Origin of the sequence: Streptomyces sp. NPDC046900 (genome assembly GCF_040644975.1) — a bacterium.
GTDB lineage: Bacteria > Actinomycetota > Actinomycetes > Streptomycetales > Streptomycetaceae > Streptomyces.
Window position 1 is genome coordinate 141,994 of sequence record NZ_JBEYXD010000004.1, and the last position, 15,372, is coordinate 157,365.

13 protein-coding genes are annotated in these 15,372 nt (G+C 70.0%); 11 read left to right on the top strand and 2 right to left on the bottom strand.

What is annotated here, in order from left to right; genetic code table 11:
- The first annotated feature begins 131 nt into the window (after window positions 1-131).
- The 9 genes from ftsW to ABZ904_RS06190 all read left to right on the top strand — a co-directional run bounded on the left by ftsW (window position 132) and on the right by ABZ904_RS06190 (window position 8,813).
- Window positions 132-1,466 carry a putative lipid II flippase FtsW gene (gene ftsW / locus ABZ904_RS06150; protein WP_360989214.1) on the top strand — a complete coding sequence of 445 codons (1,335 nt, stop codon included), beginning with the start codon at window positions 132-134 and terminating at the stop codon, window positions 1,464-1,466.
- Window positions 1,467-1,499: 33 nt separating this feature from the next.
- Window positions 1,500-2,594: an undecaprenyldiphospho-muramoylpentapeptide beta-N-acetylglucosaminyltransferase gene (gene murG / locus ABZ904_RS06155; RefSeq protein ID WP_359389175.1), complete on the top strand. Its 1,095-nt coding sequence runs from the start codon at window positions 1,500-1,502 to the stop codon at window positions 2,592-2,594.
- A 185-nt stretch (window positions 2,595-2,779) separates the two neighbouring features.
- Complete coding sequence (locus ABZ904_RS06160) at window positions 2,780-3,565, top strand: FtsQ-type POTRA domain-containing protein (protein WP_359389178.1); 786 nt, start codon at window positions 2,780-2,782, stop codon at window positions 3,563-3,565.
- Window positions 3,566-3,843: 278 nt separating this feature from the next.
- Complete coding sequence (ftsZ, locus tag ABZ904_RS06165) at window positions 3,844-5,040, top strand: cell division protein FtsZ (RefSeq protein WP_359389182.1); 1,197 nt, start codon at window positions 3,844-3,846, stop codon at window positions 5,038-5,040.
- Window positions 5,037-5,765, top strand: coding sequence for a peptidoglycan editing factor PgeF (pgeF, locus tag ABZ904_RS06170; RefSeq protein ID WP_359389185.1), 729 nt, complete (start codon window positions 5,037-5,039; stop codon window positions 5,763-5,765). The genes ftsZ and pgeF overlap by 4 nt, the downstream gene beginning before the upstream one ends.
- A 6-nt stretch (window positions 5,766-5,771) precedes the next feature.
- Entirely contained in the window at window positions 5,772-6,491 is a 720-nt protein-coding gene (locus ABZ904_RS06175) for a YggS family pyridoxal phosphate-dependent enzyme (RefSeq protein ID WP_359389188.1), read from the top strand.
- A gap of 129 nt (window positions 6,492-6,620) precedes the next feature.
- On the top strand, window positions 6,621-7,253 hold the full coding sequence (gene sepF, locus ABZ904_RS06180) for a cell division protein SepF (protein ID WP_359389190.1): 633 nt from the start codon (window positions 6,621-6,623) through the stop codon (window positions 7,251-7,253).
- A gap of 50 nt (window positions 7,254-7,303) precedes the next feature.
- Complete coding sequence (locus tag ABZ904_RS06185) at window positions 7,304-7,594, top strand: YggT family protein (protein WP_359389193.1); 291 nt, start codon at window positions 7,304-7,306, stop codon at window positions 7,592-7,594.
- Between the two features lie 52 nt (window positions 7,595-7,646).
- Window positions 7,647-8,813 (top strand): DivIVA domain-containing protein, encoded by a 1,167-nt coding sequence (locus ABZ904_RS06190; protein ID WP_361821445.1) that lies wholly within the window; start codon window positions 7,647-7,649, stop codon window positions 8,811-8,813.
- 199 nt (window positions 8,814-9,012) lie between these two features.
- Here the strand turns inward: ABZ904_RS06190 and ileS are convergent, their stop codons facing one another.
- Both ileS and ABZ904_RS06200 read right to left on the bottom strand, forming a co-directional pair.
- On the bottom strand, window positions 9,013-12,153 hold the full coding sequence (gene ileS / locus ABZ904_RS06195) for an isoleucine--tRNA ligase (RefSeq protein ID WP_361821447.1): 3,141 nt from the start codon (window positions 12,151-12,153) through the stop codon (window positions 9,013-9,015).
- Window positions 12,154-12,620: 467 nt separating this feature from the next.
- Window positions 12,621-13,802, bottom strand: a complete 1,182-nt coding sequence (locus ABZ904_RS06200; protein ID WP_361821450.1) for a hypothetical protein — start codon at window positions 13,800-13,802, stop codon at window positions 12,621-12,623.
- Between the two features lie 10 nt (window positions 13,803-13,812).
- On the opposite strand from ABZ904_RS06200, the gene ABZ904_RS06205 reads away from it, so the two are divergent.
- A complete protein-coding gene (locus tag ABZ904_RS06205) occupies window positions 13,813-14,655 on the top strand; it encodes a TraR/DksA family transcriptional regulator (RefSeq protein ID WP_361821453.1) in 843 nt (280 codons plus the stop codon).
- 82 nt (window positions 14,656-14,737) lie between these two features.
- Window positions 14,738-15,364: a signal peptidase II gene (gene lspA / locus ABZ904_RS06210; protein WP_360989228.1), complete on the top strand. Its 627-nt coding sequence runs from the start codon at window positions 14,738-14,740 to the stop codon at window positions 15,362-15,364.
- The last annotated feature ends 8 nt before the right edge of the window (window positions 15,365-15,372 follow it).

Below are 15,372 nucleotides of genomic sequence, written 5' to 3' on the forward strand. Positions count from 1 at the left end.
GCGTCGTCGGCGGTTTCCCGCCGGTGGCACGGTGCCGTGCCAGCCGCTGCCGCCCTGGGGGTGCCCCCGGGGCGGGCGAAGCCCAGCCCCGGGGAGGGACGTTCTGCGACGGCGGGATGGGGTGAGCGCCGGTGGCCGATAGCCGTACGGGCCGTCCTCCCGTCCAGCGCACCCCCAAGCGGCCCGCAGGCTCCCGGGCCCCGCGTCACAAGGCGGTGGTCCGTCTCTTCCTCCGCGCCCGGCGGGCCTGGGACCGGCCGCTCACCGCCTACTACCTGATCCTCGGCGGGAGTCTGCTGATCACCGTGCTGGGGCTGGTGATGGTCTACTCGGCCTCCCAGATCACCGCGCTGCAGATGTCGCTGCCCGGGTCCTACTTCTTCCGCAAGCAGTTCCTGGCCGCCTCCATCGGTGCCGTGCTGCTGCTCGTCGCCACCCGGATGCCGGTGAAGCTGCACCGGGCGCTGGCGTACCCGATCCTGGCGGGTGCCGTCTTCCTGATGGTGCTGGTGCAGGTGCCGGGGATAGGGATGGCGGTCAACGGCAACCAGAACTGGATCTCGCTGGGCGGTTCCTTCCAGATCCAGCCCAGTGAGTTCGGCAAGCTCGCGCTCGTGCTGTGGGGCGCCGACCTGATCGCGCGCAAGCAGGAGAAGCGGCTGCTCGGGCAGTGGAAGCACATGCTGGTGCCGCTGGTCCCGGTGGCGTTCCTGCTGCTCGGGCTGATCATGCTCGGCGGTGACATGGGCACGGCCATCATCCTTACGGCGATCCTCTTCGGGCTGCTGTGGCTGGCCGGGGCGCCGACCCGGATGTTCGCCGGGGTGCTGTCCGTCGCCGCGGCCATCGGCTTCCTCCTGATCAAGACGAGCCCGAACCGCATGGCTCGCCTCGACTGCATCGGAGCCACCGAACCGCAGGCGGGTCCCGTCGACTGCTGGCAGGCCGTGCACGGCATCTATGCCCTGGCCTCGGGTGGAATTTTCGGTTCCGGACTCGGTGCGAGTGTGGAGAAATGGGGCCAACTACCCGAAGCGCACACCGACTTCATCTTCGCCGTCACCGGTGAGGAACTGGGTCTCGCGGGGACGCTGTCGGTGCTCGCCCTCTTCGCGGCTCTAGGCTATGCGGGTATCCGCGTGGCCGGACGCACGGAGGACCCCTTCGTGAGGTATGCCGCAGGAGGTGTGACGACATGGATCATCGCTCAGGCGGTGATCAACATCGGCGCGGTGCTCGGCCTGCTGCCGATCGCCGGTGTCCCCCTCCCGCTGTTCTCCTACGGGGGATCCGCCCTGCTGCCGACCATGTTCGCCATCGGGTTGCTGATCGCCTTCGCGCGCGAGGAGCCCGCTGCGCGGGCGGCGCTTGCCATGCGGCAACCCCGCTTTGGTAGAAAGCGGTCTGGAGGCGCCGTGCTCAACCGGGGGCCTCGGAGATGGAACACGATGCGACGGCGTGCCTGAGTGGCGCGTTCGTCCGGAGAGCGGTGAATTTCGGTGCATGTCGTACTCGCCGGTGGGGGGACCGCCGGCCACATCGAGCCCGCGCTCGCCCTCGCGGACGCTCTGCGCAGGCAGGACCCGACCGTGGGGATCACGGCCCTGGGTACTGAGCGCGGCCTGGAGACCCGGCTCGTCCCCGAGCGGGGCTATGAGCTCGCGCTGATCCCCGCCGTCCCTCTGCCGCGCAGGCCCACCCCCGAGCTGATCACCGTCCCCGGGCGGCTGCGTGGCACGATCAAGGCGGCGGAGCAGATCCTGGAGCGCACCAAGGCGGACGCCGTCGTCGGATTCGGCGGCTATGTCGCCCTCCCCGGCTACCTGGCCGCCAAGCGGCTCGGGGTGCCGATCATCATCCACGAGGCCAACGCACGGCCCGGTCTGGCCAACAAGATCGGCTCGCGGTACGCCGCCCAGGTCGCCGTCTCCACCCCGGACAGCAAGCTGCGGGGCGCCCGCTACATCGGCATCCCGCTGCGCCGCTCCATCGCCACCCTGGACCGTGCCGCCGTACGTCCGCAGGCCCGCGCCGCATTCGGGCTCGACCCGAATCTGCCGACACTGCTGGTCTCCGGTGGCTCGCAGGGCGCCCGCCGGCTGAACGAGGTGATCCAGCAGGTCGCCCCGTACCTCCAGCAGTGCGGTATCCAGATCCTCCACGCGGTCGGCCCCAAGAACGAATTGCCACAGGTGCACCAGATGCCGGGGATGCCGCCGTACATCCCGGTACCGTACGTGGACCGGATGGACCTCGCGTACGCCGCGGCCGACCTGATGCTCTGCCGCGCGGGCGCGATGACCGTCGCCGAACTCTCCGCCGTCGGACTTCCGGCCGCCTACGTTCCGCTGCCCATCGGCAACGGCGAACAGCGGCTGAACGCCCAGCCGGTGGTCAAGGCCGGGGGCGGGCTGCTGGTCGACGACGCGGAACTCACGCCCGAGTGGATCCAGCAGAACGTTCTGCCCGTGCTCGCCGACCCGCACCGGCTCTACGAGATGTCCCGTGCCGCCGGTGAGTTCGGCCGCCGGGACGCCGACGACCTGCTCGTCGGCATGGTGTACGAGGCGATCGCCTCGCGTCACCACCAGTAACGCATCGGTGAGTGAGCCGAAGGGGCGCGCACCGGTGCCGGGAGGTCGTGGGGTTCCCCCCGCTCCGGCGAGGCCGGGACACCGGGGGAACGCGGAAGCCCGCAGGGCTGAGCACGACCGGGCTCTCGGCACCGGACGGCGCGCCCCGGAGGCGAACCGCACCGGAACGAGGGAAGGCAGGGAGCGTGGCCGGACCGACCACCGCCGAACGCGGCGAACGGCAGAAGTTGGAGTCCGGTTCGCCCCGGCAGTCCCGTCTGTGGCGATTGCGCCGTCTTCGTATGCTCATCATCCTTACGCTCGCGGTGGTGTTGGCGAGTGGCGGCTCCATCTGGCTGCTGTACGGCTCTCCGTGGCTGCGCGTGCGGCACGTCTCCGTCTCCGGTACGCGCGTCCTCACCCGCGCCGAGGTGCGTGAGGCGGCCGGCGTACGGCTCGGAACGCCCCTGATTTCACTGGACACCGATGCGATCGAGGCGCGGCTGCGCCGGAAATTGCCGCGAATCGACTCGGTCGAGGTCGCCCGGTCCTGGCCGCAGGGCATCGGGCTGAAAGTGACTGAGCGTACTCCGGTTCTGCTCGTGGGGAACGCCGGAAAGTTCATCGAAGTGGACCGGGAAGGCGTCCGGTTCGCCACGGTTTCGAGCCCTCCGAAGGCCGTTCCCGCGCTGCAATTGACCGTGGGGCACTCCGCCGCTCAGCGGCGCTTCGGCGTCGGCCGGCTCGACCGTGCCGCGGCCCGAGTGGTCCAGGACATTCCCGCCGCAGTGGCCCGCGACGTGAGGAACGTCAAGGTCGGCTCCTACGACTCCATCTCCCTGGAGTTGAGCGGCGGGCGGACCGTCATGTGGGGCAGTAGCGAGAAGGGCCGGGCGAAGGCGGTCACGCTGATTGCGCTGATGAAAGCGGCTCCCGGCGCCCGGCACTTCGACGTGAGTGTTCCCACCGCCCCTGCGTCATCGGGGAGTTGACGCCCGTCGAAACAGGCCCGCACCCTGATTGGGCAGCGCTACGGCTGATCACATAGGGTGAAAAGAAAGACGGGAGGTTCGGCGTGTTCGTTGAACGTGCGCCACTTGTCGACTTAGTGTCCTGTTCGGAAGAGTCCAAGGAACAGACACACTGGTAACCCTAAACTTCAGGGTTAGGGTTCGGGTCGGCGTTCGGACCGTCCCATTCGGCATCAGCCGTCGGGCCGCGGAGCACCCGCGGGACGGCGGCACGTAATTCGAGGCGAGAGGCCTTCGACGTGGCAGCACCGCAGAACTACCTCGCAGTCATCAAGGTCATCGGTGTCGGCGGCGGTGGTGTCAATGCCATCAACCGGATGATCGAGGTCGGTCTCAAGGGCGTCGAGTTCATCGCCATCAACACCGACGCGCAAGCTCTGTTGATGAGCGACGCCGACGTCAAGCTGGACGTCGGCCGCGAACTCACCCGCGGACTCGGCGCCGGAGCCAACCCGGCCGTCGGCCGCAAGGCCGCCGAGGATCACCGCGAGGAGATCGAGGAGGTCCTCAAGGGGGCCGACATGGTCTTCGTGACGGCCGGTGAAGGCGGCGGCACCGGCACCGGCGGCGCGCCCGTCGTGGCCAACATCGCTCGCTCGCTGGGCGCCCTCACCATCGGTGTGGTCACGCGCCCGTTCACCTTCGAGGGCCGGCGCCGGGCCAACCAGGCCGAGGACGGCATCGCCGAGCTTCGCGAAGAGGTCGACACCCTCATCGTCATCCCGAACGACCGGCTGCTGTCCATCTCGGACCGCCAGGTCTCCGTGCTCGACGCCTTCAAGTCGGCGGACCAGGTCCTGCTCTCCGGTGTCCAGGGCATCACCGACCTCATCACCACGCCCGGTCTGATCAACCTCGACTTCGCCGACGTGAAGTCCGTTATGTCCGAAGCCGGTTCGGCCCTCATGGGCATCGGCTCGGCCCGCGGCGACGACCGCGCGGTGGCCGCGGCCGAGATGGCCATCTCCTCGCCGCTGCTCGAGGCCTCCATCGACGGCGCCCGCGGGGTGCTGCTGTCCATCTCCGGCGGCTCCGACCTCGGTCTCTTCGAGATCAACGAGGCCGCCCAGCTGGTGAGCGAGGCCGCGCACCCCGAGGCGAACATCATCTTCGGTGCCGTCATCGACGACGCCCTCGGCGACGAGGTCCGGGTCACCGTGATCGCCGCCGGCTTCGACGGCGGCCAGCCCCCGGCCAAGCGGGAGAACGTCCTCGGCTCGTCCTCGGCCCGGCGCGAGGAGCCGGCTCCGTCGCGTCCCGCCGACAGCCGCCCGTCCTTCGGCTCGCTCGGCAGCGTCACGCCGAAGGAGGTGCCCGAGCCCGCCCCCGCCCCGGAGCCGGTGAGCGAGCGCCCGATCACCCCGCCGATCCCCTCGTCGCGGACCTACTCGGACAGCACGGCCGAGGAGCTGGACGTCCCGGACTTCCTCAAGTGATAGGACAGCGCGACACCGCGAGCGGCGCGCACTTCGCCTTCACCGACCGGTGGGGCGGGGTGAGCGCCGCTCCGTACGAGGAGCTCAACCTCGGCGGCGCCGTCGGGGACGACCCCGGGGCCGTGACCGCCAACCGGGGTCTGGCCGCGAAGTCGCTGGGGCTCGACCCCGGCCACGTGGTCTGGATGAACCAGGTGCACGGGTCCGGCGTCGCCGTGGTGGACGCACCCTGGGGTGAAAACCCGGTGCCCGAGGTTGACGCGATCGTCACCGCACGGCGCGGACTCACTCTCGCCGTGCTCACCGCGGACTGCACCCCCGTCCTGCTCGCCGATCCGGTCGCCGGGATCGTCGCCGCCGCCCACGCGGGCCGGCCCGGCATGGTCGCCGGAGTCGTCCCCGCCGCGGTGCGAGCGATGATGGAACTGGGCGCCGAGCCGTCCCGGATCGTCGCCCGCACGGGACCCACGGTCTGCGGCCGGTGCTACGAGGTGCCGGAGACGATGCGCGCCGAGGTGGCCGCCGTCGAACCGGCCGCACACTCCGAGACCAGCTGGGGTACGCCCGCGGTCGACGTGGCCGCCGGCGTGCACGCGCAGCTCGAAAGGCTCGGGGTGTGCGACCGGGCGCAGTCGCCGGTGTGCACGCTGGAATCGGGCGATCACTTCTCGTATCGCCGCGACCGCACCACAGGGCGACTCGCGGGATATGTCTGGCTGGACTGATGGGGCATGACGGACCGTAAGGATCAAATCGCCGCGAACCTCGCGAAGGTCGAGGACCGCATCGCGGCTGCGTGCGCGGCCGCGGGGCGTAAGCGCGAGGAGGTGACCCTGATCGTGGTCACCAAGACCTATCCCGCGAGCGATGTGCGCATTCTCTCGGAACTGGGCGTCCGGGACGTCGCCGAGAATCGCGACCAGGACGCGGCGCCCAAGGCGGCCGCTTGCTCGGATCTGCCGCTCAGATGGCATTTTGTCGGTCAGTTGCAGACCAACAAGGTGCGATCCGTGGTCGGTTACGCGGATTTCGTGCAGTCCGTCGATCGTTCCCGGCTCGTCACGGCGCTTTCGAAGGAGGCCGTGCGGACCGGCCGCGAGTTGGGCTGCCTCATCCAGGTCGCGCTCGACGCGGACGAGAGCGAGCGCGGAGAGCGCGGGGGCGTGGCGCCCCCGGGAATCGAAGAGTTGGGCGACCTTGTCGCGGACGCTCCGGGACTGCGGCTGGACGGGCTGATGACCGTCGCGCCACTCACCGGAGAGTACGCGGGGCGTCAACGGGCGGCGTTCGGATGGTTGATGGATTTGTCGACCGACCTGCGCCGAGCCCATCCGGCTGCAACCATGGTCTCGGCGGGAATGAGTGCGGACCTCGAGGAGGCCGTGGCCGCCGGGGCGACACATGTGCGCGTCGGCACTGCGGTACTCGGAGTCCGCCCCAGGCTCGGGTAACGTCGCCAAGAAGTCGGACCACAGCAGAAAATATGGTCATTACCGCCCATAGACGGGCATAACGACCTCGTGGATCGCAGGCACTTGGCAGTCGTCAGCAGATCCACCACAGAGCGGAGGACTCAGAGCATGGCCGGCGCGATGCGCAAGATGGCGGTCTACCTCGGCCTCGTGGAGGACGATGGGTACGACGGCCGGGGCTTCGACCCCGACGACGACTTCGAGCCCGAGCTCGACCCGGAGCCGGAGCGGGATCGCAGGCGGCATGATCCGTCACATCAGGCACTTCAGCCTCAAAGAGACGAATCGGTGCGAATGGTGCAGCCGCCGGCACCGCGTGATCCGGCACCCCAATCGGCGTCGCTGCCCGCGGAATCAGGGCGTCCGGCTCGCATCGCGCCCGTGGCGTCCATCACACAAGAACGTCAGAGTCTGGAGAAGAACGCGCCGGTGATCATGCCAAAGGTCGTGTCCGAACGAGAGCCGTACCGGATCACCACGCTTCACCCCCGGACCTACAACGAGGCCCGTACCATCGGGGAACACTTCCGTGAGGGCACGCCGGTGATCATGAATCTGACTGAGATGGATGACACAGATGCGAAGCGACTTGTCGACTTTGCGGCCGGTTTGGTGTTTGGTCTTCATGGAAGTATCGAGCGGGTGACGCAGAAGGTGTTCTTGTTGTCTCCTGCTAACGTCGATGTCACGGCGGAGGACAAGGCCCGCATCGCAGAGGGCGGGTTCTTCAACCAGAGCTGAGAGCACCACCGGAGAGAGCGCGGAACAGGGGAGAGGGAAGCACACGGATCATGGGCGTGTTCCTGGAGGTTGTCTACATCGTGCTGATGTGCTTCCTCGTCGTGCTGATTTTCCGGTTGGTCATGGACTACGTCTTCCAGTTCGCCCGCTCATGGCAACCCGGCAAGGCGATGGTGGTCGTTCTGGAGGCCACCTACACTGTCACCGATCCACCGTTGAAGCTTCTGCGGCGGTTCATTCCGCCGCTGCGTCTCGGGGGCGTGGCGCTTGACCTGTCCTTCTTCGTTCTGATGATCATCGTCTACATCCTGATCTCTATCGTGGGCAGTCTCGCGAGGTGAATGTGGACGATACGGTCTTGTCGACTGCCGATGACTACGTTGAGGTGAAGAGATGCCGTTGACCCCCGAGGACGTGCGGAACAAGCAGTTCACGACCGTCCGCCTCCGAGAAGGCTATGACGAGGACGAGGTCGATGCCTTCCTCGACGAGGTCGAAGCCGAACTGACCCGCCTGCTGCGGGAGAACGAGGACCTGCGCGCCAAGCTGGCCGCTGCCACGCGTGCCGCGGCGCAGAACCAGCAGAACATGCGCAAGCCCCCGGAGCCGCAGGACCAGCCGCAGGGCATGCGCGGTCCGGGTGCTCCCGTCCCCGCCGGGATATCGGGCCCGCCGCAGCAGCAGATGGGTGGCCCCATGGGTGGCCCGCCCCAGCTGCCGAGCGGTGCCCCGCAGCTGCCCCCCGGTCCGGGTGGACCGGGCGGTCCGCAGGGTCCCGGCCCGATGGGCCAGGGTCCGATGGGCCAGGGTCCGATGGGCCAGGGTCCGATGGGCCAGGGTCCGATGGGTCCGGGGCCGATGGGCCAGCCCCCGATGCAGCAGCCGATGGGTGGGCCCATGGGCGGTCCGATGGGCGGCCCCATGGGCGGTCCGGGCATGCCCGGTCAGGGCCCTGGCGGCGACAGCGCCGCGCGTGTCCTCTCGCTGGCCCAGCAGACCGCCGACCAGGCGATCGCCGAGGCCCGCTCCGAGGCCAACAAGATCGTCGGCGAGGCCCGCAGCCGCGCCGAGGGTCTGGAGCGCGACGCCCGTGCCAAGGCCGACGCCCTGGAGCGGGACGCGCAGGAGAAGCACCGTGTCGCGATGGGCTCCCTGGAGTCCGCCCGCGCCACGCTGGAGCGCAAGGTCGAGGACCTGCGTGGCTTCGAGCGCGAGTACCGCACGCGGCTGAAGTCGTACCTGGAGTCGCAGCTGCGCCAGCTGGAGACCCAGGCCGACGACTCGCTGGCCCCGCCGCGCACCCCGGCCGCGCCCTCCCTGCCGTCGCCGGCGGCGCCCTCGATGGCTCCCGCAGGGGCGAGCGCCCCGTCGTACGGCGGCAACCAGACGATGGGCGGTCACGGTCACGGTGGTCCCGCTGCTCCGTCCTACGGCGGTCAGCAGCAGATGTCCCCGGCGATGACCCAGCCGATGGCGCCGGTGCGTCCGCAGGGTCCGGGACCGATGGGTCAGGCACCCTCGCCGATGCGCGGGTTCCTCATCGACGAGGACGACAACTGACGGGAACGACCAGGCCGTAGGCGTCGGCAACATTCAGGGCGGGGCTCCGGATTCGATCCGGAGCCCCGCCCTGTTGCTACGCGTGTTCGGGGGTTATGCCCTCTGTGTTCGAGTGTGGGAGCGGTTGTGCGTCGTACGCAACGCCGAAGGCCCGGACCCACCAAGATTTTTCGGTGGGCCCGGGCGTTCGCGTGTGCCGCTACGCCTTGCGCAGGCGGAAGGTGAGGGTCAGGGACTCGTCGGTGAACGGCTCACCGTAGCTGTCGTCCGCCTCGCCCTGGGCGAAGTCCGTGGCGAGCACCTCCTCGGCCAGCAGCTCCGTGTGCCGACTCAGGGCCGCGATGACCTCCGGGTCCGTCGCGGTCCAGCGCAGCGCGATCCGGTCGGCGACGTCCAGGCCGCTGTTCTTCCGGGCATCCTGGATCAGCCGGATCGCGTCACGGGCGAGGCCCGCCTGCCGCAGCTCCTCGGTGATCTCCAGGTCGAGGGCGACCGTCGCGCCGGCGTCGGACGCCACCGACCAGCCCTCGCGCGGGGTTTCCGTGATGATCACCTCGTCGGGGGCCAGGTCGACCCTCTCCCCGTCGACGTCCACCGACGCCGTGCCCTCGCGCAGCGCCAGGGACAGCGCCGCCGCGTCGGCGTTCGCGATGGCCTTGGCCACATCCTGGACGCGCTTGCCGAAGCGCTTGCCCAGCGCGCGGAAGTTCGCCTTTGCCGTGGTGTCGACCAGCGAGCCGCCGACCTCGGCGAGGGAGGCGAGCGCCTCGACGTTCAACTCCTCGGTGATCTGCGAGTGCAGCTCCCCGTCCAGGGTGTCGAAGCCGGCCGCGGCGATCAGCGCGCGGGACAGCGGCTGGCGCGTCTTGACGCCCGACTCCGCGCGCGTGGCACGGCCCAGCTCCACCAGGCGGCGGACCAGCACCATCTGCTTCGACAGCTCCGGGTCGATCGCGGACAGGTCCGCCTCCGGCCAGGCCGCCAGGTGCACGGACTCCACGGTGCCCGGGGTCACCGGCACCACCAGGTCCTGCCAGACCCGCTCGGTGATGAACGGGGTGATCGGCGCCATGAGCCTGGTGACCGTCTCGAGGACCTCGTGCAGCGTGCGCAGCGCCGACTTGTCGCCCTGCCAGAAGCGACGGCGCGAGCGGCGGACGTACCAGTTCGAGAGGTCGTCCACGAAGGCCGACAGGAGCTTGCCGGCGCGCTGGGTGTCGTACGACTCCAGAGCCTGGGTCACCTGGTCGGTGAGCGCGTGCAGCTCGGAGAGCAGCCAGCGGTCCAGCACCGGGCGGTCGGCCGGGGCCGGGTCGGCCTCGCTCGGCGCCCAGCCGGAGGTGCGGGCGTACAGCGCCTGGAAGGCGACCGTGTTCCAGTAGGTCAGCAGCGTCTTGCGGACGACCTCCTGGATGGTGCCGTGGCCCACGCGGCGGGCCGCCCACGGTGAGCCGCCCGCTGCCATGAACCAGCGCACCGCGTCCGCGCCGTGCTGGTCCATGAGCGGGATCGGCTGCAGGATGTTGCCCAGGTGCTTGGACATCTTGCGGCCGTCCTCGGCGAGGATGTGGCCCAGGCACACCACGTTCTCGTACGAGGACTTGTCGAAGACCAGCGTGCCGACCGCCATCAGCGTGTAGAACCAGCCGCGGGTCTGGTCGATGGCCTCGGAGATGAACTGCGCCGGGTAGCGGGACTCGAACAGTTCCTTGTTCTTGTACGGGTAGCCCCACTGCGCGAACGGCATCGAGCCGGAGTCGTACCAGGCGTCGATCACCTCGGGCACCCGCGTGGCCGTCTTGCCGCACTGCGGGCAGCCGAAGGTGACCTCGTCGATGAAGGGGCGGTGCGGGTCGAGTTCGGACTGGTCGGTGCCGGTCAGCTCACTGAGCTCGGCGCGCGAGCCCACGACGGTGAGGTGGTCGTCCTCGCAGCGCCAGATCGGCAGCGGGGTGCCCCAGTAGCGGCTGCGGGAGAGCGCCCAGTCGATGTTGTTGTTCAGCCAGTCGCCGAAGCGGCCGTGCTTGACCGTCTCCGGGTACCAGTTGGTCTTCTCGTTCTCCTCGAGCAGGCGGTCCTTGATGGCCGTGGTGCGGATGTACCAGGACGGCTGCGCGTAGTAGAGCAGGGCGGTGTGGCAGCGCCAGCAGTGCGGGTAGCTGTGCTCGTACGGGATGTGCTTGAAGAGCAGTCCGCGCTGCTGGAGGTCCTCGGTGAGCCGCTCGTCCGCCTTCTTGAAGAAGACCCCGCCGACCAGGGGGACGTCCTCCTCGAACGTGCCGTCGGGGCGCACCGGATTGACGACGGGCAGGCCGTAGGCGCGGCAGACCTTGAGGTCGTCCTCACCGAAGGCGGGGGACTGGTGGACCAGACCCGTACCGTCCTCGGTGGTGACGTACTCGGCGTTCACCACGTAGTGGGTGCCGCCCGGGGTCTCGGGGAATTCGACCAGCTCGAAGGGACGCCGGTACGTCCAGCGCTCCATCTCGGCGCCGGTGAAGGTCTGGCCCGTGGTCTCCCAGCCCTCGCCGAGCGCCTTGCCGACAAGCGGCTCGGCGACGACGAGCTTCTCCTCGCCGTTCGTCGCGACGACGTAGGTGACCTCGGGGTGCGCGGCGACCGCGGTGTTGGAGACCAGGGTCCACGGGGTCGTGGTCCACACCAGGAGGGCGGCCTCACCGGCGAGCGGGCCGGACGTGAGCGGGAAACGGACATAGACCGACGGGTCGACGACCGTCTCGTAGCCCTGCGCCAGCTCGTGGTCCGACAGGCCCGTACCGCAGCGGGGGCACCAGGGGGCCACGCGGTGGTCCTGGACCAGCAGGCCCTTCTTGAAGATCTCCTTCAGGGACCACCACACGGACTCGATGTACTCGGGCTCCATCGTGACGTACGCCTCGTCGAGGTCGACCCAGTAGCCCATACGGGTCGTCAGCTCGGAGAACGCGTCGGTGTGGCGGAGCACGGACTCGCGGCACTTGTCGTTGAACTCGGCGATGCCGTAGGCCTCGATGTCCTTCTTGCCGCTGAAGCCGAGCTCCTTCTCGACCGCCAGCTCCACCGGCAGGCCGTGGCAGTCCCAGCCGGCCTTGCGGGCCACGTGGTAGCCGCGCATGGTGCGGAAGCGCGGGAAGACGTCCTTGAAGACGCGGGCCTCGATGTGGTGAGCGCCCGGCATGCCGTTGGCGGTGGGCGGGCCCTCGTAGAACACCCACTCGGGGCGGCCCTCGGACTGCTCCAGGCTCTTGGCAAAGATCTTCTGCTCGCGCCAGAAGTCGAGCACCGCGTGCTCGAGCGCGGGCAGGTCGACCTGGGCGGGCACCTGGCGGTACTGCGTCATCGATCTTCCTCCGGCGGATGTGCTGCCTTCCGTCGGAGGGACGAGAGCCGGGAATGTCGTGCATTCTCCGTACGCCCTGTGCGGCGCGCTCCCGCGGTACCACCCTCCTTGGCTCCCCGGTGCGCCGAACGCGCCGGTGAACCCCCTCATTGGGATCGCGAAGCCGGTTCTACCGGCCCTGGCCGTCCCGTGGGCGAAGCCCACTGGCCAAGGCTTTCTTCCGGCGGCTCCGGGGTGATGTTCACGTCGCGCTCGCCCCCGGGCTTCCACCGTCCCCGGGTCGCTCATGGCTGCGTACGCCGCTACTCGTCCCCATCCACGCTTTTCGCTCCGCCCAGTGTACGGCGCCACACGGACGGCGGCCGACCGGATTTCCTCTCCCGTGGCCGGGGGACGCATCTGCTTGCAGATGCCCCGAACGGCGCGACGCGGGTTCCCGGATCGCACAGGACGCCGGAGACGGCGGATTACCCGGCGGAGAGCTGGGCACAACGGATGCAGGCTCGCCGTGCGGCACGCGCGCGGCGGGCGAATCGTTGGCGTGCCCCGTTGCCGCGGACCGGAAGTCGATTTATCGTCCCAGCACGATTCGCGCGCAAGATCACAATATGTGAAGGGGCTGCTCCCATGGTGGCGAAAAAGACCGCCGTACAGCAGTCCGCGTCCGGCAGAACCTCGGATGCGGCCGCCTCCGGCGGCTCGCTGTCCAAGGACACGCGCGGGAGGACTCTGGCGAGCCGGACGGCGGGGCTGGTCAAGAGGCTGGGCGCGGCTGTCGGCGTGGCCCCGAGGGGGGCAGGCACCGAGGCCGGGAAGGAGAAGCCGGGCGTCGCCCGGACGGCGGCACGGGGACGCACGGGTGCGACGGGGCGAGGGGCGCCGGCCGGGAACCCGCGCGGTGCGGGGAAGGTCTCCGGGGGCGGCAGAGGGAGGGTCGCCGCCAGGACGTCGGCCGGGCGGACCGCTGCGGGGAAGACGCGGATCGCGGAGGCGGTGGCCCAGGAGGGAAAGGCCCCACGGGCGGCGGGTGCGGCGAAGGGGGCGTCGTCGGAAGCGGCGGGTCCCGCGAAGAAGGCCGGGGCGAGGGCGACGGCCGGGCGGGCGGACTCCACGGCGGGTCCGACCGCCGGGAGAGCGGCCTCCACGGGAGCCAAGGCCCCGAAGGGGACGTCCGCGGCGACGGCGGCCGAGGCGGCCTCGACGAAGACGCCTGGAAAGGCGGCCTCCGGCAAGCGGACGGCCGACCGGACGGCTGCCGAGAGGAAGACGGCCGCCGCCAGGACTACCGTCGGCAGGACGGCCTCCACCACGGGCGCCGCTCGTTCGGCGGCCGCGGGAAAGGCGGTGGCCACGACGCCGACGGGCGGAAAACCGCTCTCCCAGACGGGCGAGACCACGTCGGCCGCCGAGAGGAGTCCCGCGAGGAAGGCAACCGGCAAGAAGGCGGCCGGCAAGAAGGCGGCTGCCGGGAAGCGGACCCCTGCCGGGACGGCCGGGAAAGCGGCCCCGTCGAAGAAGGCGGCCGAGGAGAAAGGCGGGCCCAGGAAACCGGTCGCGAGGAAGGCGGCCGGCAAGGAGGCAGCGGAGGCCGGTGCCGGCGTGAGGAAGGCGGCGGCGAAGCGGCCGGCAGCGAAGAGGTCCGTCGCCAAGGAGGCAGCCGTGACCAGCACCGTCGTGAAGAAGGCGACAGCGGCGAAGAAGCCCGCCGCCAAGAAGGCGGCCCCGAGCGCCGTCGACCGGGCGGCAGCGGCGAAGAAGCCCGCCGCCGAGGCGACGGCGGCCAAGAAGGCGGCCGCCGAGCAGACGGCGGCGAAGAGGCCCCCCGGCAAGAAGGCGACCAGCAAGAAGGCGGCGGGCGGGAAGACCGCCGCACCTCAGGCGGCCCCTCGGAAGGCCGCTGCCGCGAAGAACGCCGCGAAAGGCGGCACCACGAAGAGCACGCCCACAGGGAGTGCGGCCAAGAAGAGCACGGCCAAGAAGGCGGGCGTCGCGAAGGCCGCGAAGCAGACGGGAGCCACGACGGTGGTTGCGAAGAAGACACCTGGCACGGCCACAGCGGCGAAGAACCCCACCGCGGTCCCCAAGGCACGGGTCGTCGCCGCGGAGCCCGGCGAGCTTGCGGTGCGCCCCGGCGAGGACCCCTGGACCGCCGAGGAGGTGGCCGAGGCGCGCACGGAGCTGGAGTCGGACGAGGCGCGGCTGCGCGGTGAGCTCGAGGCGTCCGAGCAGGCGCTGGTCGGCCTGATGCGCGACTCCGGAGACGGCGCGGGCGACGACCAGGCGGACACCGGCACGAAGAACATCACGCGCGAGCACGAGCTGGCGCTCGCCGCCAATGCGCGCGAGATGCTCGAGCAGACCGAACGTGCCCTGGACCGCCTCGACGCCGGGACCTACGGGCTGTGCGAGAGCTGCGGCAACCCCATCGGAAAGGCCCGTATGCAGGCGTTTCCCCGTGCCACGCTGTGCGTGGAGTGCAAGCAGAAGCAGGAACGCCGCTGACGATCCCCTCCTGAGCATCTGGCAGAGTCGGGTGGTGTCGTAGTCTCGTCCTCAGTCAGGGCACCTAGGTTGAGGGACTCACGTGGCAGAGGCGGAGCGCATCATCGGTACGCCGGACATCCCAGACGCGTCGGGGGCCGGGCCGGAGCAGTCCGGCGGACAGGCACCCGCCGACGGCCCCGGCCCGCGAGAGTCGGGGTCCGGCGCAGCCGAGCGCCCCAAGGGCAGGCGCAGGATCGCGGTCCTGTTCGCGGTCGCCGCCTTCGCCTACACCCTCGACCTGGTCAGCAAGCTGATCGTGGTCGCCAAGCTGGAGCACCACGCGCCGATCGAGATCGTGGGGGACTGGCTGAAGCTCGAGGCGATCCGGAACCCGGGCGCGGCCTTCGGCTTCGGCGAGGCCTTCACGATCATCTTCACGGTGATCGCGGCCGTCGTGATCGTGGTGATCGCCCGACTCGCGCGCAAGCTCTACAGCCTGCCCTGGGCGATCGCGCTCGGCCTGCTGCTCGGAGGCGCCCTGGGCAATCTCACCGACCGTATCTTCCGGTCGCCGGGAGTCTTCGAAGGGGCCGTGGTCGACTTCATCGCGCCGAAGCACTTCGCCGTCTTCAACCTGGCCGACTCGGCGATCGTCTGCGGCGGCATCCTGATCGTGCTGCTGTCCTTCCGCGGCCTGGACCCGGACGGAACGGTCCACAAGGACTGAGCACCCGG